Source organism: Dactylosporangium sp. NPDC051541, assembly GCF_044454505.1.
In the GTDB taxonomy this organism is placed as follows: Bacteria; Actinomycetota; Actinomycetes; order Mycobacteriales; family Micromonosporaceae; genus Dactylosporangium.
In genome coordinates this window covers 155,552-171,773 of sequence record NZ_JBITDU010000021.1, presented here as the reverse complement: position 1 = coordinate 171,773, position 16,222 = coordinate 155,552, and the positions used below count along the sequence as shown (strand labels likewise).

General features: G+C 69.0%; 19 protein-coding genes. 5 read left to right on the top strand and 14 right to left on the bottom strand.

Annotated features, from left to right (window positions below; translation table 11 throughout):
- Window positions 1-45: 45 nt before the first annotated feature.
- From ACIA8L_RS50070 to ACIA8L_RS50055, 4 genes are all read right to left on the bottom strand, one after another.
- Window positions 46-498: a hypothetical protein gene (locus ACIA8L_RS50070; protein ID WP_395916375.1), complete on the bottom strand. Its 453-nt coding sequence runs from the start codon at window positions 496-498 to the stop codon at window positions 46-48.
- Complete coding sequence (locus ACIA8L_RS50065) at window positions 495-1,391, bottom strand: hypothetical protein (protein ID WP_395916373.1); 897 nt, start codon at window positions 1,389-1,391, stop codon at window positions 495-497. The genes ACIA8L_RS50070 and ACIA8L_RS50065 overlap by 4 nt, the downstream gene beginning before the upstream one ends.
- 40 nt (window positions 1,392-1,431) lie before the next feature.
- Entirely contained in the window at window positions 1,432-3,441 is a 2,010-nt protein-coding gene (locus ACIA8L_RS50060; RefSeq protein WP_395916371.1) for a hypothetical protein, read from the bottom strand.
- Between the two features lie 188 nt (window positions 3,442-3,629).
- Window positions 3,630-4,574, bottom strand: coding sequence for a BTAD domain-containing putative transcriptional regulator (locus tag ACIA8L_RS50055; RefSeq protein WP_395916370.1), 945 nt, complete (start codon window positions 4,572-4,574; stop codon window positions 3,630-3,632).
- A 108-nt stretch (window positions 4,575-4,682) separates the two neighbouring features.
- On the opposite strand from ACIA8L_RS50055, the gene ACIA8L_RS50050 reads away from it, so the two are divergent.
- Window positions 4,683-4,883: a DUF397 domain-containing protein gene (locus ACIA8L_RS50050; protein WP_395916368.1), complete on the top strand. Its 201-nt coding sequence runs from the start codon at window positions 4,683-4,685 to the stop codon at window positions 4,881-4,883.
- 62 nt (window positions 4,884-4,945) lie between these two features.
- Here ACIA8L_RS50050 and ACIA8L_RS50045 read toward each other — a convergent pair whose 3' ends face one another.
- The gene (locus ACIA8L_RS50045) at window positions 4,946-5,824 is read right to left on the bottom strand and encodes a helix-turn-helix domain-containing protein (protein ID WP_395916366.1); all 879 of its coding nucleotides are present in this window, start codon (window positions 5,822-5,824) and stop codon (window positions 4,946-4,948) included.
- Between the two features lie 93 nt (window positions 5,825-5,917).
- Here ACIA8L_RS50045 and ACIA8L_RS50040 point away from each other — a divergent pair, with 93 nt between their 5' ends.
- Complete coding sequence (locus tag ACIA8L_RS50040) at window positions 5,918-6,271, top strand: hypothetical protein (RefSeq protein WP_395916365.1); 354 nt, start codon at window positions 5,918-5,920, stop codon at window positions 6,269-6,271.
- A 288-nt stretch (window positions 6,272-6,559) separates the two neighbouring features.
- Here the strand turns inward: ACIA8L_RS50040 and ACIA8L_RS50035 are convergent, their stop codons facing one another.
- The 5 genes from ACIA8L_RS50035 to ACIA8L_RS50015 all read right to left on the bottom strand — a co-directional run bounded on the left by ACIA8L_RS50035 (window position 6,560) and on the right by ACIA8L_RS50015 (window position 9,739).
- Window positions 6,560-6,949: a DUF4232 domain-containing protein gene (locus ACIA8L_RS50035; RefSeq protein ID WP_395916363.1), complete on the bottom strand. Its 390-nt coding sequence runs from the start codon at window positions 6,947-6,949 to the stop codon at window positions 6,560-6,562.
- Window positions 6,950-7,054: 105 nt separating this feature from the next.
- Window positions 7,055-7,237: a DUF4232 domain-containing protein gene (locus tag ACIA8L_RS50030; RefSeq protein ID WP_395916361.1), complete on the bottom strand. Its 183-nt coding sequence runs from the start codon at window positions 7,235-7,237 to the stop codon at window positions 7,055-7,057.
- 159 nt (window positions 7,238-7,396) lie between these two features.
- Window positions 7,397-7,975, bottom strand: coding sequence for a dihydrofolate reductase family protein (locus ACIA8L_RS50025; RefSeq protein ID WP_395916360.1), 579 nt, complete (start codon window positions 7,973-7,975; stop codon window positions 7,397-7,399).
- 62 nt (window positions 7,976-8,037) lie between these two features.
- Window positions 8,038-9,243 carry a hypothetical protein gene (locus ACIA8L_RS50020; RefSeq protein ID WP_395916358.1) on the bottom strand — a complete coding sequence of 402 codons (1,206 nt, stop codon included), beginning with the start codon at window positions 9,241-9,243 and terminating at the stop codon, window positions 8,038-8,040.
- The gene (locus ACIA8L_RS50015) at window positions 9,236-9,739 is read right to left on the bottom strand and encodes a SigE family RNA polymerase sigma factor (RefSeq protein ID WP_395916356.1); all 504 of its coding nucleotides are present in this window, start codon (window positions 9,737-9,739) and stop codon (window positions 9,236-9,238) included. Before ACIA8L_RS50015 ends, ACIA8L_RS50020 begins: the two co-directional genes overlap by 8 nt.
- Before the next feature lie 302 nt (window positions 9,740-10,041).
- Here ACIA8L_RS50015 and ACIA8L_RS50010 point away from each other — a divergent pair, with 302 nt between their 5' ends.
- A complete protein-coding gene (locus ACIA8L_RS50010) occupies window positions 10,042-10,179 on the top strand; it encodes a hypothetical protein (protein WP_395916354.1) in 138 nt (45 codons plus the stop codon).
- Between the two features lie 50 nt (window positions 10,180-10,229).
- Here ACIA8L_RS50010 and ACIA8L_RS50005 read toward each other — a convergent pair whose 3' ends face one another.
- Window positions 10,230-11,591 carry a S8 family serine peptidase gene (locus tag ACIA8L_RS50005; RefSeq protein ID WP_395916352.1) on the bottom strand — a complete coding sequence of 454 codons (1,362 nt, stop codon included), beginning with the start codon at window positions 11,589-11,591 and terminating at the stop codon, window positions 10,230-10,232.
- Between the two features lie 161 nt (window positions 11,592-11,752).
- Complete coding sequence (locus tag ACIA8L_RS50000) at window positions 11,753-12,196, bottom strand: GyrI-like domain-containing protein (protein ID WP_395916350.1); 444 nt, start codon at window positions 12,194-12,196, stop codon at window positions 11,753-11,755.
- A gap of 27 nt (window positions 12,197-12,223) precedes the next feature.
- Here ACIA8L_RS50000 and ACIA8L_RS49995 point away from each other — a divergent pair, with 27 nt between their 5' ends.
- Window positions 12,224-12,841, top strand: a complete 618-nt coding sequence (locus tag ACIA8L_RS49995) for a hypothetical protein (RefSeq protein ID WP_395916348.1) — start codon at window positions 12,224-12,226, stop codon at window positions 12,839-12,841.
- Between the two features lie 44 nt (window positions 12,842-12,885).
- On the opposite strand, the gene ACIA8L_RS49990 is transcribed toward ACIA8L_RS49995, so the two are convergent.
- Window positions 12,886-13,773 carry an expansin EXLX1 family cellulose-binding protein gene (locus ACIA8L_RS49990; RefSeq protein WP_395916346.1) on the bottom strand — a complete coding sequence of 296 codons (888 nt, stop codon included), beginning with the start codon at window positions 13,771-13,773 and terminating at the stop codon, window positions 12,886-12,888.
- 98 nt (window positions 13,774-13,871) lie between these two features.
- Here ACIA8L_RS49990 and ACIA8L_RS49985 point away from each other — a divergent pair, with 98 nt between their 5' ends.
- A complete protein-coding gene (locus tag ACIA8L_RS49985) occupies window positions 13,872-15,185 on the top strand; it encodes a CehA/McbA family metallohydrolase (protein ID WP_395916344.1) in 1,314 nt (437 codons plus the stop codon).
- Here the strand turns inward: ACIA8L_RS49985 and cax are convergent.
- On the bottom strand, window positions 15,138-16,220 hold the full coding sequence (cax, locus tag ACIA8L_RS49980) for a calcium/proton exchanger (RefSeq protein WP_395916343.1): 1,083 nt from the start codon (window positions 16,218-16,220) through the stop codon (window positions 15,138-15,140). The two genes, ACIA8L_RS49985 and cax, sit on opposite strands and share 48 nt — an antisense overlap.
- Between the last annotated feature and the right edge of the window lie 2 nt (window positions 16,221-16,222).

Sequence of the window (16,222 nt, the reverse complement as noted above, 5' to 3'; positions counted from 1 at the left end):
GTCACGATGGCGTAGACGCAGGCAAGCACAGGCCCGAGCCGCTCATTACCGCAAACGACTCGAACCGCCGTAGGACACGACCCGCCGTTGCAGTATTAGGCAGGACTGCGCGTCCTGGAGGTCATTTCGGGTACGAGACGAGTCGGTGCTCTTGCCGGGAGTTACCTTCGTGACCTTCCAGTCGACCGCTCCGCCGAAGAAGCCCATGGCGACGAGGTCGGACCCGTTGCCCGGCAGGTGCGCCGATAGGGCGTCGAGCCAGTCCTGATGGTGGTCCGTATTCGGGCGCGTGTAGCTCGAAGCGGAGTCGTCGGCCAGCAGCACCGTGGCGCCAGAGATCTTTACTCCGGTCGCGGGCTTCTTCATCAGACTGTCGCACCGCTCAGCCGGGGGTCGCTTGGCATCCTGGGCGGTACTGGAGTCATCGCCGATCAGAATCGAGCAGCCGCTGGTGGCCAGGACCAGGATCAGCAGCATCAGCAGCAGGATTCGTCTCACGATGCAACCTCCTCGTCGCCGTCGAACAGGGAATCGCTGCCGTCCGGCGGCGCGGCGATGCCGAGAAGCTCGTAGGTCTTGCTCAGCGCGCTGTCGGTAGCCAGCGCGAACTCCAGCAGGTCCATTCGCTCGTGGCCGGCTGCGACCGCGGCGACGGCGTCGACGAGCTTCGCCGCCTCGGCCTTGCGGTCGTCGCGGAGCTTGAAGAGCAGCGGCGCGACCTGGGCCGGCTGCTGGGCCATGGCCAATGCGTACGGCGTCACCCAGCTGGGGAGTCCGTCCCGGATGAACTTGCTCCACACCTCGCGGAGTTCGCCGAGGCGCTGTGCCGACTGCTCACTCTGCTCGTATCGCGACTCGAACTTGACCTGCTCGGCAAGCGCGAGCCGCTGCAATTGCCGGACCTCCTCCGGCATGTCGACCCGGGACCGGGCGCTGCAGGTGAGATACACGCCGTCCTCATCCGGCACGCCGGCCAGCGCGGCCTCAGTGGCCTGCTGGATCGCACGGGCGACACGCGGTTCGGCCACGCCGGGACGGAATGGCGGGAACTCTCGGGCGATTGGGCGCGCAGCCGCCTTCACCTCGGCGATGAGGTCGGGCAGCCGGCCGTCGAGCTTGGCGTCGAGCCGCTCTGCGGCGGCAGCACCCGTCGCACAGAAGCAGAGGTCGACGTTGACGGTGAACTCGTACGAGTCGCCCTTGGCGGGCGTCGTGAACGTGACGGTCCGGACGCGGTTGACGGTCCGGCTCACCGGCAGGACTATCGGCGGCGCGCTCGTGATGACGGTGGGCGGCTCGCCGATGAGGTTGCGCAGAACTCGACCCACCCAGCGGCGCAGCCTGCCCCGGCGGGGTTTGGAGGGATCGACATGTGTGTTCGCATCGGTCATGGGTGTTCTCCTTGAGGGGCGATTGAGGAGGACTGGCAGGCTACGGGCGGCGCTTGCTCTCGCGGAATGCCCAGATGCGCTGGTGGAAGTCGAGGTTCTCGGCCAGTTTGGGATCGCCGGCGCGGATGTCGGCCAGAAGCTTCTGAACGAGTGCGGCCGGCTCAGCGGCTTCCGCATCTCCACTCAATTCGTCGGCCCGTTCGCACCAGCGCCGGAGGGCTTCCCAGCCGGCCTCGTCACGCTGGGCGGCATTCAGTGCGTTGCGCCAGAGAGCCAGCAGGTCGGAGTAGAGATCGTCCTGGACGCTCGTCAGTTCCACGAGCAGCGGCCAACGGCTGGCGCCGTCTTTGCGGGCGAGGTCGAGCAGCGAACGCGCGGCCGCCCGGCGCCAACGCCAATGGGGCAAGGTAGCCCAGGTAGCCAGGGTCTGCACGACCTTTTCCTGGGCGCCGGCCGCGAACACATCGAGGAGTGCCTTGCGAACGATGTTGGCCAGCTCGCCCTCTACCCGGTCGATGCTGGCGTCGCGGCGGCCGTCCCATCGGCGGACCCGGCCGCCGATGATCTCCTGCATGCGCGCCAGCGCCTCATCGGGGTCCTTGGCGCCGAGGAAAGTGCCGTAGGCGGCCACAGCGGCGGCGAGCAGCTGGACGTTGTTGCTGTGAGCCCAGCCATGCACCAGTCCGCGGACCCGCCGAGCGAAGCGACCCTCGGCGGCGAGCGCCAAGGCCTCCAGCGCGACCGCGCACGACTGCCGGGCCCGGAAGCCGCCGTCCAGTGCCCAGACCTGGAGCACTTCGCGGACCATGACGTCGAAGTCGTAGCACGCGAGCTGCGCGGCGGCCTGCGCGGCCTTGATGCGCACCCGGTGCGTCGGATGTACCCCGAGTCCGCGCAGCCAGGCCAGGAGGACATCTCGCTCGCCGACATGGTCCTGCCACACCACTTTCAGGAGGAGGATCGCCAGCTTGGGGTGGGCCAGGCGGAAGGTTCGCCCCGCGCCGTCGCCGGCATGGTCGCCGACAAGGTCGACGCAGGCCGACCACTGCTCCGGCCCGTTGAACCAGTCGACCTTCGGCACATCGGTCTGGACGCCGTTGGGCTTGTGCAGTTCGGCGAGTCGCTTGGCCTCCCGAACGACGGTCCCGGCCGAGAGATCGGACATGACCGTCGTGGCGACGAGCAGGATGCGGTGCCACAACTCGCCCTCGTTGAGCTCCTTCTGCGCCTCGACCAGCTTGGCCGTCGGTTCCCCGCCGAGTACGTCGCGGTCGGGCAGGCCGTTGTCCACATCCGCGAGGACGTCGGCGGCCAGCATCGCGGCATCCCGTGGCACTTGACATTGCCGCAGTGCCACCTGGACGTTGGGCAGGGCCGCGAGCGCATCCAGGCGGTGCGGCAGCCGGGCGCGCAAGTGCCGGCGGAAGACCGCCTCCAAGTCCGGCGGCCGGTAGGCGACAGTCCAGTCGGCGCGGAGCGTCGCCGAGCCCGTCGGCTCGTTCGCGCTGACGACGATGAGCACGCTGCCCCGACGCGTGAGATCCGAGCCGATCGGCCCGAACCACCCGATGTCGGGTGCCGGCTCGTCCGGTGGCAGCACCAGGACGACAGCCTTTCCCTCGGGTACGACCGAAGCATCCACGCCCGGCAGGCCGCTGGACGTCGCCATAATGTGGACGTTGCCGCGCGGGGTGCGGCCACTGGCCTGGATGTGCCGTGCTGCGATGGCGATCGCGGCAGTGGTCCGCCCAGAGCCGGCCGCTCCGACCAGACACTGGATGCTTGACTCACGTAGTGCATCGAGCATCCGCTGAGCACACGGCGGATCGACATACACCGACGCGAGTTTCTCGAGCACGTTGCCCGGCACCTCGCCGGAGCGCGGCACCACGGACGTTTCGCCACCGAAGATGCTGATCTGCTCGCCTTGGAAGTGCCGCGCCCGATCACCGGTCATCACGCTGAGGTTGCGGATGCCTTGCTGCCGGTCGGCCTGCGCAGCCTTCTCGTCGGTGCTGTCGGCACCCTCTTCCGGGTCGGCGTCCTCCAACCGTCCGGGCTGGGGCTCTGCCTCCGGTTCAGCAGTTGGCCGGGCGCTTGGCGATCCGGCCCCGCCGTCCGCTACGTGTAGCGGTGCCTCACCGGCCGGCGGCGCGGGCTCTGCCTCGTCGAGATCGACGTCGGGCTCCGGGGCGGCATCTTCCGGCTCCGGCGCCTCGACGTCGTCCGGAGTTCCACTCATGTCGTTTCGGACCCCTCGTTGTAGATCAGGTCTCGGTGCGCGGTGAACGCGCGTGCGTTGGCCCCCGTCTGGTAGGTGATCGATTTAGCGGCGCCCCGAGCAGGCTCGGTGTCCTCCTCTGGATCGGCGTCAGGGTCGGGCATGGCGTCCGAGCGCTTCAGCGTCTCGTCGTCCTTCTTGATGCGGCGCTGCATTTCCCTCGTCTCCTCGTCGGGCTTGCTGCCGGTCTTTTCTTCGAGCACGTCTTCGAGTCGTTCGTACACGGCGATCGCCTCCTTCGTCTGACCTGCTCGGAAATGTGCGAGCATCCGCAAGCGAGCCAATTCCTGATCGTCCGATGCGTAATTATCAGCGGCAAGGCGATCCATTTCCGGGATCAGCTTCCGGTGTTGGCCACAGTCCATTTCTGCCTGCAGGGTTAGCATGAGCATCGCTCGGTGCTCCATCTGCATAGCGCGGATTCGGCCCCGCAGTTGGTGCGCGTCCGTCTCCAGTGGGGTGCCGCCGAGCAGGCCCGCCGCGCCGCCCCACTCGGCCAGCGCGCGGCGACCAAATCGAGCCGCATGAGCCGGATCGCGCCGTGCGGCCGCGGCCTCGGCTTGGCCCTTGAGATCGAGGAACCGGTGGTAGTCGACCCAGTTCCGGTCGATGTCGAGCCGGTAGCCGACGTCATGAACGGTGGTCAGCACCGTGGCGCCGTCGAGGCCGGCGTCGTTGAGAGCTGCGCGAATGCGGTTCGCGTAGCTGTGCAATTGACGCACGGCATGTTCGGGATCCTTGTCCTCATCCCAAAGCCGCCCGATCAGTTGAGGCTTCTCCAGAAGCCGGTTCTCGATCGCGAGGATGGCCAGCATCAACCGCTGCTTACGATCGCCGAGGCGTACTTCGCGGCCGTCGCTGAGCAGCCGGATGGGGCCTAGAACACGGATGTCGATTGGCATGCAGAAAACCTCCAGATCTCATCGAGAGAATCGCGGAGAAGGGCACATGAATTGGCGCGTTAATTCGACCTCGGCGACAGACGCCACCCACTAGGGAAAGAGGTCGAAATGTACGAGCAGAAGACGACGATGCCGCAGTTCCGGACCGCCTGCGAGGGCGGGGGCGCCTGTGTCGAGGTTGCGACGCTGGCCAACCTGGTGCTGGTGCGGGATTCGAAGAGCCCGGACGAGGCGGTGCTGGCGTTCACGGGGAGTGAGTGGAGGGACTTCATCGCCGGCGTGAAGCGCGGCGAGTTCGACATCGCGTAATGGGGGCGGGCGCCGGGGTGGCCCCCTCATCCCGCCCCGGCGCCCGGTCGGTGAGCGATGGTTCATCGCGCCGTCCGCATTTCGCTGATCAGGTCGTGCAGCAGGCGACGGGCTTCTTCGCCGTATACGGCGTTGCTGTCCAGCGCCGTCCACCGGCGCTGGTAGGCGACGATGTCCGGCTCGTGCCGAAGATGGAGGTTCCCGTGGATCATCTCCACGCTGACGAAGGTGTCGAGCTCGCCGTCGGCCGGTTCGTAGATGGTGAACGCGTGCGAGTAGGGCACCACCGCCTGGGCCGCAAGCGGCAACAGGCCGATGGTGACGTTGTCGAGGGTGCTCAGCGTGCTAATCCGGTCCAGCTGTGCAGCCAGCAGCATTGGCGGCCCGGGCCGCCAGCGCAGCGCCCCCTCGGTGATGAGGAACAGGAACGTCCTGGACTCGTCGAACAGCAGCAGTTGCCGGTCGAGCCGGGCGGCGAGGGCCTGGGCGAGTTCGTCGGGACCATACGGCACCTGCTCGAACAGCTCGAAGATGCGCCTGGCGTAGTCGGCCGTCTGCAGGAGGCCGGGGACGACAGAGGACTGGAAGGTCAGAATTCTGGCCGCGCCGCGCTCCGTCGCCTCGATCTCATCCTGCAGATGACCATGGGTCGCGAGCTCGGGCCACCACCGCTGGACACTGCCATGCGCAGCATCGGTGAGTGCGAACAACATCTCTCGCAGCTCGTCGGTGGCGTCCACCGCGTCGGCCCACAGGCGAACCTCGGGCAGAGACGGCACGGCTGTGCCCGCTTCGATGCGAGAGATCTTGGACTGGCTGATGTCAATCTTCTGGCCGAGATCGCGTCCAGACATGCCCGCTCTGGTGCGGGCACGTTTGAGCTCGTCGGCCAATCGCCGACGGCGATCGTCGCGGGACCACCCCGAAGCGCGCTCGGTCACCAGCCCTCCATCACTCACGAACCAAGGTCCCGCCATCATCCACCGATGCAAAGTGATTCGTCGATCATGAATCAAATGTAGGAGCGATTCACAATGAACCAGATTGATGCAAGCTGTCAAGGGCTTGGACGTGCCCAGGGATCGATCACGTGGTGCTCGGTCTGTGGACCGGCCGAAGACGTGGGCGTGCAGCCGGGGCACCATGGGCGAGCCGTGATCCACATTGATGGTCAACATGCTTTTGTCGTCCAGGCCGACTCCGTTCAGATAGCCCTGCCGACGCAGTGCCTGGTCTCGAAAGCCGGACCGACGGCCACGTCTTCGGCCGGAGACGCCCCGGCACCTCGCCGCAGTGGACGCGTGTCGATCGTCACGGCCGCGATCGGGGCGATTGGGGTTGTCGTGGCGGCACTGGTTGCCGGGGCGTTCACCATCTGGCCCAAGTGAAGCTGCGGTGACGACCCGGTCGCAGGGGTGCATCGCTCCTGCGGCCGGGTTGCTCATCGCTCCGCTTGCGTCGTGTGGGCCTCGGTTCACCGCATCAGTTTGGCTGATTGTGAATCGAGAACGGCTCCGCTGTTGAGGGTGCATGCGGTGCACACCTCGTCAGGAAATCTTGATAGCAATCGGGACCCTCGGCGACCTTCCGGTGACGGGTCGAAACCAATTCGTCCAGTGAACTTGGCCGAGTCTGCCTACGGTTTGCCCAACCGTGCGCGTCATTCCGAGTTCATGTCATTCGCTGAGGCCGGCGACGATCGGGAAGACCGCGCTCACGTTGGTGCCGTTGACTGAACAGGCCTGCTCGGACCACGCGGTAAACACCGCGGCCGTCTCGTCCGGTGCGCGGGTCAGAGGTGCGTTGATCTGCGTTCCGGTCGGGGCGGTCAGGCGGGAGACGCCGGGGTAGCCGTACAGGGTGCAGGTGCGCTTGGAGACGTTGGTGAAGACCAGCCAGCCCCATTTGGTGCCCGCCGCACCGCCGCCGGGACTGCCCTGCGCGGTTATTCGCAGATCGTTCGTGTGCCAGCGGGTGGATTGGGCCGACGTGAGCGGCGAGGGCGCCGGCTGGGAGCGGGTTGGTGATGACGTTGCCGGTGAAGGGGGTGGATAGCCGCCGGCCACGTCGACCGCGTGGCATTCGGGCTCGAAACCCTCCGCGCGGGCGCGCTGCGGCGTCGCGTGGCCGGCGCCTGAGGGCCAGCGGGAAACAGGTCGGCGTCAGGTCCGTCATGCGTGCCGAGGGGTCGTTGACCCGCTGGCCCGATCCCCGGTGACCCAGGAGACGGCCGGGAAGCCATGCAGGGTGCAGGACTTGGTGGACACGTTGGTGAATACGAGCCACTCGAAGCAGTTGCCGGCCGCGCCGCTGCCGGGGGCGTAGATGCTCGGGTAACGGTTCGAGCATCGCACGCAAGTCGCCGCGGCGGTCGGGGTCGGCCGCGATGTCGTGGGCGGTCTCGTCGTCGTAGACCTGCCGGCGCACCCAGCCGGCGAGCCGGCCGTGGTTGCCGCGAAGAAGTCGCGGCGCGCGTCTTCGTTGCCCACCGACCGGTCCCCAGCAGTGAATGCCTAGACGTGCAGCGTCGGCCGGTAGGTCAGCTCCTGGGTGCGGCCGTCCAGCGTGCGGCTCGAGACCAGCTCCAGGTCGAAGTCGGCCGCGCCCGCGAAGATCGGCTCCGTCCCGGTCCGGCCGGTGATCACAGGGAAGACGGTGACCTGCACGAAGTCGACCAGGCCGGCGGCCATCAGGGCCCGGTTCAGCGACAGGCTGCCGTGCGAGCGCAGCGGCACGTCCGACTCGGCCTTGAGCCGGGCGACGACCTCGACTCCGTCGCCGGCCGCCACGGTGGCGTCCGGCCAGTCCAGCGGGGCGGCGAGGGTGCTCGACACCACCGTGGTCGGCAGGTTGCGCATCCGGGTCACCCAGGGGTCGCGGACGTCCGCGTCCTCGGTGCTCTCGGCCAGCATCTGCGCGAACGCCCGGTAGGTGTTGGCCCCGAAGACCATCCGCTGCTCGCCGGTGTACAGCGACAGGCGGTGCTCCAGCAGCTCGGGGCCCTGCTTGCCCCAGTACCCGCTCCAGCCGCTGCTGGCGGTGCCGAAGCCGTCGAGGCTGCAGAAGGCGTCGAAGGTGTAGGTGGCGGTCATGTTCGTCCTCCTAGTTCGTAGCTCTCACCGAAGCTACGAACACGACCGCCACCGTTCGACACTTACGCGTCGACGATTTGCACGGTCAGCTCGCCATCCTGCTTGCGGCTCGGATAGGCCCCGTCGCCATCGCTGACGGCGTTCGCATAAATACCACATGCGGTGAGCTGTCCGGAGCTCAGAGCGAGCTTGATGGTGATGATCCGGTCCGCCCCCGCGGCCAGACCGCTCAGCCAGCAGCTGCGCGAGTCCTCGGTGCCGAGCTGGCAGTCCGCGCCCGCGTCCGTCTGGTAGGCCGGGTCGATGCGCAGCGAGAACTGCAGCCGGCCCGGCGTGGCGAACTTGGCCGCGTTGTGCAGCTTCACCTTCATGGTGCCGGTCCGCGAGCCGTCGGCCGCCTTGGTCATCGTCACCTTGTCGGCGGTGATGACGAGGTCGGTGACGAGCGGGTTGGCGCCGAACGTGGCCGGGCCGCCGGTCTGGGTGAAGCGGGTGCCGTTCCAGCCGTAGGTGCGCCACTGGTGCTGGGACGCCTGCGCCATGCCGCAGCACGGCCGGTATTCGCCCACGTCGACCCGGACCTGGCCGTTGTCACCGGCGGCGACGGCCCAGATCGTCATGATGTCGGTGCCCTCCCGGCCGGAGAGGCCGAGGCTGGCGACGACCCGCCCGAGCGTGACGATCTTGCCGCCGGCGTCCCGGTCGAAGGCCAGGACCTGGAAGTCGGCGCCCTGCGGGGTGCACCGCAGGAGCGCGACCGTCTCCTGCGCCCCGTCGTGGTCGATGTCCACATACACCGGGTCACCGATCAACCGCAGGATGTCGGGCTTGTCGGTGAGCTTCACCTTGCCGTCCGGGCAGAGCTGCTGGGCGTCCTGGCCGCCGGGCCAGTCCGGGATGTCCAGCGTCGCCTTGTTCAGGTCGGCCTGGCTGATCCGGCCGTCCGGGGCGGCCGGCGAGCTCGCGGTCGTGGCCGGCGTGCTCGGCTCGGCCGACGGGGGCACGGGTGCCTCGCTGGGCGTGGGGCTGGCCGACTCGGCGGTCATGTTCGGCGGGCCGTGCGGGTCGCCGCTGACGGCCGCGTAGGCGACGACCGGGGCGGCGATGGCCAAGACCGCCAAGGTGGTCGCGGCCAGCATCTTCACCCGGTGCCGGCGGTGCACGGTTTCGCGGGCGGCCACGGTACCGGCGGGCTTGATGTGTGGTGCGACCTCATTGCGGAACTCGGCGAACGCGCCGGTCAGCAGCTCGTCATCGAAGTCAGCCACGGTAGTTCTCCTTCTCGGTCAGTTGAGCGGCCAGGACCGCGCGCCCGCGGTGCAGCCAGGACTTGACCGTCCCCTCGGCCACGCCTTCCTGGCGCGCGATGGCATTGATGGGCAGGTCGGCCAGGTAGTGCAGGATCACCGCGCGCCGCTGCTGGGCCGGCAGGGCGGTCAGCGCCTGGGCCAGCGCCACCCGGTCCGGGCTCGGCGCCGCCGCATACTCCTCGCGCTGCCGCTGCGCGAACTGCATCGCCGTCCGCGCCCGCCGCCAGCGGCTGGTGGCCAGGTTCCAGGCGACCCGGCGCACCCAGGCGGCCGGATCGTCCATGGTGGATACCCGCTTCCAGCGGGCCAGCGCCCGGCAGAACGCCTCCTGCACCATGTCCTGCGCGGTGGCCATGTCGCCCGTATACGCGAACAACTGGATGGTCAGCGGCCGGAAGTACGCCGCGTAGAACTCCTCGAAAACGACGCTGCGCGGTGGTCCGCTGTCGGACAACCTCCCGAGTGCGCCCCCGTCAAGCAAGGTCACCACACTGCCCTTCCTCCCCAATGGCGACCGGTGTGTCCGGCCGTTACGGCGAGAACACGCCGAGCCACACCGCACGGTTGCAGAGAACCTGTGTCGCCCAGCCGACATCCATCGACGAGCATGAAGCAAGGGCCGCCTCCTCAGAAACGGCCCTTCGCATTGGTACTGCCCTGAGCCCGCGACAATTGCCAAACGCGGGATTGAGCCGGCCGTCAATGGGGCACCACTTCTGGCAACGGATCTTGCCCGGCGACGGCGAAGGAGCGGTGATGGCGGAGAACACGAAGCAGACCAGCGAGCAGGCGGCCTCGGCGGCCAGCGAGGTGCTGCGCGACCCCGAGGCGACCAAGGCCGACAAGAAGGCCGCCGGCAGCGCGCTCTCGCAGACGCCCTCGAAGTCCGAGTAAAACGCGAAGTGGCCCCCGGCAGCGCCGGGGGCCACTCGGTTCGTGAGCTGCTACAGGAACGCCAGCGCCGGAACGAACTTGTTCGCGTCGATGGTGCCCCAGCCCGTGCTCAGGTCGTAGCCGGGCTTGGCCGGGAAGCCGGTGACGCCCTCGAAGCTGTTGTCGCCCGAGGTCACGTCGACCAGGCCGGTCGGCAGGTGGGTGTGGGTGCTGCCCGCGCCCAGCAGATAGAGGGCGGCGTTGAGGTCGCCCAGGCGGCGGCCGGCCTGCTGGTCGGCCAGGGCCACGATGCCCGCGAAGATCGGGGTGGCCTCGCTGGTCCCGCCGAAGATGTGCCACGGCGAGTCGGCGCCGACGAACGAGTAGTACACCCAAGCGCCGCCGTCGACGGCCGCGCTCATCGAGATGTCGGGCGTGCCGCGGTGGTTGCCGACCACGTTCTTCACGCCGGCCTGGAACAGCGGGCGCGGGAAGACGTGCGACAGGCCGCCGCCACCGGCGCCGTAGCCGTCGTTCCAGACGACGTCGTCCGCGACGCGCTTGCCGGTGTTGTCCAGGTTCAGTTGAGTACCCCCGATGGAAGTAACCAACGGGTCCGACGAGGGCCAGGAGTTGACCGGGAACGTGTAAAGGTCTTCGCCGTTGGCCTGGTAGTCGGTCGCGCCGGCGTCGCCGGAGGCGGCCAGCACCGTGACACCGTGCAGAGCGGCGTCGGTGAATGCGTACCGCAGGTTCTGGATGCTGCGGAAGTCGCCCTTGTCGAAGCCGGGGAACGTGTTCTCGGTCGCGCCGAAGCTCTGGGAGATCACGTCGCCGACGCCCTTGTCGATGAGGGCCTTCTCGGCGTTCATCATCTCGGGCAGGCCCGTGACGCCCTCGGTCTCGGCGACCGGGGTCTCGACGAGCACGATCTTCGCGTCGGGGGCGATCGCGTGCGCGTACTCGACGTCGAGGGTGGTTTCCTGGGCCCAGCCGACGTGGTCGGCGTTGTTCGGGTCGAACGCGGGCACGTTGCCCGCCTTCACCACCTGGACGTTGATGTTCGGCAGGCCGAACTGCGCGTCGAAGACCTCGAGGTCGTGCTGGATCGTCGGCGACCCGAACGAGTCGACGATGACGATCGTGCGGCCCTTGCCCGTGACACCGCGTGCATACAGCGGGTTCAGGTTGTACGCCGTGCGGTACTGCAGCGGCGAGTAGCAGTGGATGCCGATCTGCGTCAGGCAGTCGGACGTCGACAGCGGGGCGGTCCGGGAGACCCTTTCGACATGCCCGGTGATCGCCGGGCGGAGCTTGAACGCGGGCACCGCGGCCGTTGCCGCCGCCGGCGCGGCCACGGCGGCGACGCCGGCCACGGTGGTGGTCACGACCGTCGCGACGGCGGCCCGGGACACGATGGAGATGAGCTTCATCGGCACCTCTTGTGCTGGCCAACAAGGACCAGCCCATCGGAACCGGTCAACCCGCCGCCACGGAATGGCTTGAACCCTATTCGTTACCCTTTCTCAATATCTATGGCCTTCCAAATCAGACATCGGCCCGGAATAATCCCGCCACCATCACGTGACGATGTCTACTCGACCAACCAGGCGACCTCGACCCAGGGCACGGGTTCGTTGGGCCCGTAGACCTCCCACCGCACCCCGGCCGCTCGCTCACCATGGGCCGCGCACCATTCGGCCACGGCGGCATGGGCGGCGCCGAGCTCGGCGTAGGAGCCGCGGTGCACGGTGACCGCGGCCCGCCCGGCCGGCAGAGCCGAGGCGACGACCCGCCCGGTCAGGGGGCAGTCCGCGGTCAGCTCGACGCCGACCTCCACGGACAGCGCGACACCCCCCGAATCCCGATACAGCATGACGTTGCGACAGCCGCCGGTGATCCCGCCCGCGCGCAGACAGGCCCACACTTCGCCCGACAGCTCCGGCCACAGCGCCGGGAACCGATCCCAGGTGGTCATCGCCGGAACCACCGCCGTCGGCCTGGCCTGTGCATTCAGGACCTTGACGTCGTACTGCACCTGAAGCCCCTCCTCTAGACTGCGCCGATGTCGGACAGCTTCCTCGTAGCCGCGCGAGTCCCGATGAGCCGCACCGCGTTCGAGCGGTGGCTGGACACGCCCCTGCCGGGCCGGTCGGCGATCGCCAACCCGGACGCGATGTTCGACGGCTGGTACTGGCACGGCCAGTCCGCCCCCGAAGATTGGGACGAGGCCGCCGAGGGCCGGACCGTCCGCGAATGGCTGAGCGAGCGGGTCGAGGACGCCTGCACCTCGTCGAGCGCGACAATTCTGCGGTACCGCGATGAAGCCGTCGAGGCCTACCTGTTCGACGTGGGCTACTACCCGGCCGCGGTCCAGGCGGCGCTCCTGGCGTTCGCCGCCACCGAGCCGGCCCGCGAAGCACTCGTCCTGTTCTGGGCCGAGACCGGCGGCAGCCTCTGGAAGCCCGACGACGAAGGCTGGATGGCGGCACTGGAGGTCGCCCCGACCGGCGCTCGCTTCGTGGGCCGCGGAGACCTGACGCCGACGGTCGCCGGCCTCCGCCGGGTCGAGGCCGAGTTCTTCGCGATGATCGAGCGGGTGGCCGAGGACGAGGAGCGGTGGGACCCCGATTCCCAGGTCGAGTTCCGCACGTCGGTCCCGCTCGAGTACGTGGACCTGTAAACGCTCCCGCCCCCGCGGGTAGAGCGCCCTGGTAACGCGGATCCCTAGCAGCTATTGGCGGACGGGCTCGCGGCCGGGGCCGCCGCCGGGCCCGATGACGGCGACGAGTCGGTCGCGAGTTCGGGCTGGACATCGACCGCCGTCGGTGACGGTGCCGCTGACGACGGGGGTGCGGTTGTGCGGGTCGCGGTGGTCGTCTTCGTTGCGGTGGTCGGGCCGGACGTGGTCGAGGCGCCCGGGCGTTGGACGGTGCCGACCGTCAAGGCGACGCCGGTCAGGGTGGTTTTGCGGCCGGCGGTGTCGGTGATGCGGACCGTGAATGGGCCCTTGCCGGCGCCGGATTCGGCGATCCAGTAGTTGTAGTCCGTGCGGGTCAGCGGCTTCCAGGTGCTGCCGGACTGGACCTCGGCGGTGCTCAGCGGGTTGCCGGTGTTGTCGAAGCGCAAGGCCAGCCAGTACTGCGACGCGCCCTCTTTCACGCGGACCGTTACCGGGCCGGGGACGGCGGGGCTGGTGGGCTGCGTGTAGGTGACCTTGATGATGCCGTCGCTGATTGTGCCGATCTTGGCGAAGGCCGGTTGGCTCAGGTCGATGTGGCCGGCGGCGCATTCGGGGCAGCGGTCGGTGATTTTCACGCGGACGCTGCCCTTCGGGCCCTTCACGTCCAGGTAGCCGCCGCACGCGGCGCCGGACTGGTATTCGGCGTTGCCCAAGGCGACCACCAGCGGGTCAGACACCTTGTCGAAGCTGCAGTTGCCGCCGCCGTCGGCCGCGTAGTAGGTGGCCTGGCCGGCACTCGACTGGACGGTGGCCGCGCACGCGGCACCCGAGGCCTGGGCGACCAGGGCCACTGTCGCGGCTCCGGCGACCACCACGCCGGCTCCGGCCCCGATCAGCATCCTCCGCGAACGCCACCACGCACTCTCGGTCACGAGCCGCAGCGTACCGACGGGTGTGCGGGTGGGGGCGGTACCAAAGCAAACCTTAAGAACGTAACCCCGCGTTGGCCCGGATCGGGGAGGCTGTCTGAGTGACGACGACGCTACGGGAGGTCAAGCGGACCGTTCTGGACTTCCGGGGGCGGTTCGGGCCCGGGATCGACCGGTGGGCATACCGGCCGGTCGACGTGCCGCCGGGGGTCCGCCGGATTACCGTGCGGACCTGGCACGAGCGGTTTTCGCTGCTCGGGGTCGCGCGCAACGTGCTGGACCTGGGGATCTTCGGGCCGGACGGGTTTCGTGGCTGGTCGGGCGGGGCGCGGGACCGGTTCACGCTGGCCGCCGGCGACGCCACCCCCGGCTACCTCCCGGGGCCGATCACGCCCGGGCGCTGGTCGCTGGCGTTCGGGCCGGTGGTGCTGAACCCGCTCGGGATGCGCTGGCGCGCGCGGGTCACGCTCGAGCACGGCGAGGACGAGCCGGTCGCACTTGCGCTTGGTCCGGGCGATCGAACCGGCGATCAACGGACCGGCTGGTTCCGGGGCGACCTCCACCTCCACACCGTGCACTCCGACGGCGTACGGGAGCCGGGCGAGCTGGCCGCCGAGGCGCGCGCGGCCGGGCTGGACTTCATCGCCTCCACCGAGCACAACACCAGCGCCGCGCACGCGGCCTGGAGGCGGCAGCCAACGGCGGGCCTGCTGGTCATACCGGGCGAGGAGGTCACCACCCGGCACGGGCACTGGCTGGCCCTCGGCACCAGCGACTGGGTGGACTGGCGCTACGGGCCCCGCGACGGGCGCTTCCCGCAATACGCGGCCCAGGTCCGCCGGGCCGGTGGGCTGGTCGTGGCCGCGCACCCCGCGGTGCCGATGCCGGGGTGTGCGTGGGAGTTCGGGTTCGCGGCGGTGGACGCGATCGAGGTGTGGAACGGGGCCTGGAACGTCGACGACGAGATCGCCCTGCGGATCTGGCACCGGCAGCTGCGCCGCGGCCGGCGGATCGTGGCCGTTGGCGGCAGCGACTCGCACGCCCCGCACCAGCCGGTCGGGCGGCCGCAGACGGCTGTGCACGCCGACGGGCTGACGCCGGAGGCGCTCATCGCGGGCCTGAAGCGCGGCCGGGCCTACATCGCCGAGTCGAGCGCCATCACTCTGGAGCTCGGAGCGGACGGCGGGACCGCCGAAGCGACCGTCACCGGCGCTCCCAACACGACGCTGTCCTTGATCACGGAGAACGGGCGGATCGCGAAGGGCGAGGGCCACGTCGAAGCGGACACAAGAGGGCACAGGTTCATACGAGCCGAGGTAAGACAGCGCTACACCCGGAGAATGGTGGCGCTGTCCAACCCGATCTGGCTAACCCCACCAGAACACGGCGCCGATGATGGCGTAGAGCGCGACTAGGCAGACGCCCTCCAGCCAGGTCGACTCGCCGTCGAAGACGATGAACGCGACCGCGATCACCGTGATCGCCACCGCCATGATCAGCATGGGGGCGAAGACCAGGGTCAGCGTCGTGGCCGTGAGCAGCGACAGCAGGACCAGGGCGGGCGCCAGGACCAGGGCGATCTGCAGCGGACTGTTGATGATGACGCTCAGCGCGTAGTCCGACTGGTTCTTCCAGGCCAGCTTGATGCCGATGACGTTCTCGATCGCGTTGCCGGCGATGGCCACGATGACCAGGCCCGCGAACGCCTGGGAGATGCCGAGGGCCTCGATCGCGGGCTCGAGGGCGTAGACGAACCAGTCCGACACCAGGGCCGCGCAGCCGCTGGCCACGGCCAGCATCGCCACGGCCAGCCAGACCGGCCAGCGCGGGGGCTCCACGTGGGCGTCGGCCCCCGCGTCGGCGGAGCGCTTGAGGCTGGCCGGCAGCGAGAGCGCGAACACGATGAGCAGGATGATCGCGACGAAGATGGAGAGCGTCTTCTCGTGCGGCTCGGCCGGCGTGTGGACGTACTGCGCCAGGCTCGGCAGCACCAGCGCGCCCGTGGCCAGCACCATCAGGACCATCGTGGTCCGGGCCCGTTCGGAGTTGAACTTCTGCGTGCCGTGCTTCAGGCCGCCGGCGACGAACGCCAGGCCGAGGACCAGCAGGATGTTGGACAGGATCGAGCCGATGATCGCCGACTGGACGACCGAGACCAGGCCCGCCTTGAGCGCGAAGAAGCCGATGAACAGCTCCGGCAGGTTGCCCAGCGCGCCCTGCAGCACGCCGGTGGCGCCGGCGCCGAAGCGGTCGCCGAGCTGCTCGACGCTGCGGCCGACCAGCGAGGCGAGGCAGGCCACGGCCGCGCCGGCGACGATGAACGCGACCACCGACGGCACACCCGCGTAGCGGGTCACTGCGGCCGCCCCGACGGCCACGGCGCAGAGTCCGAACACCATGAAGTCCGAGCGGACGAAAACTGAAGAACGGGGTGCGGCCTCGACAGTCACGT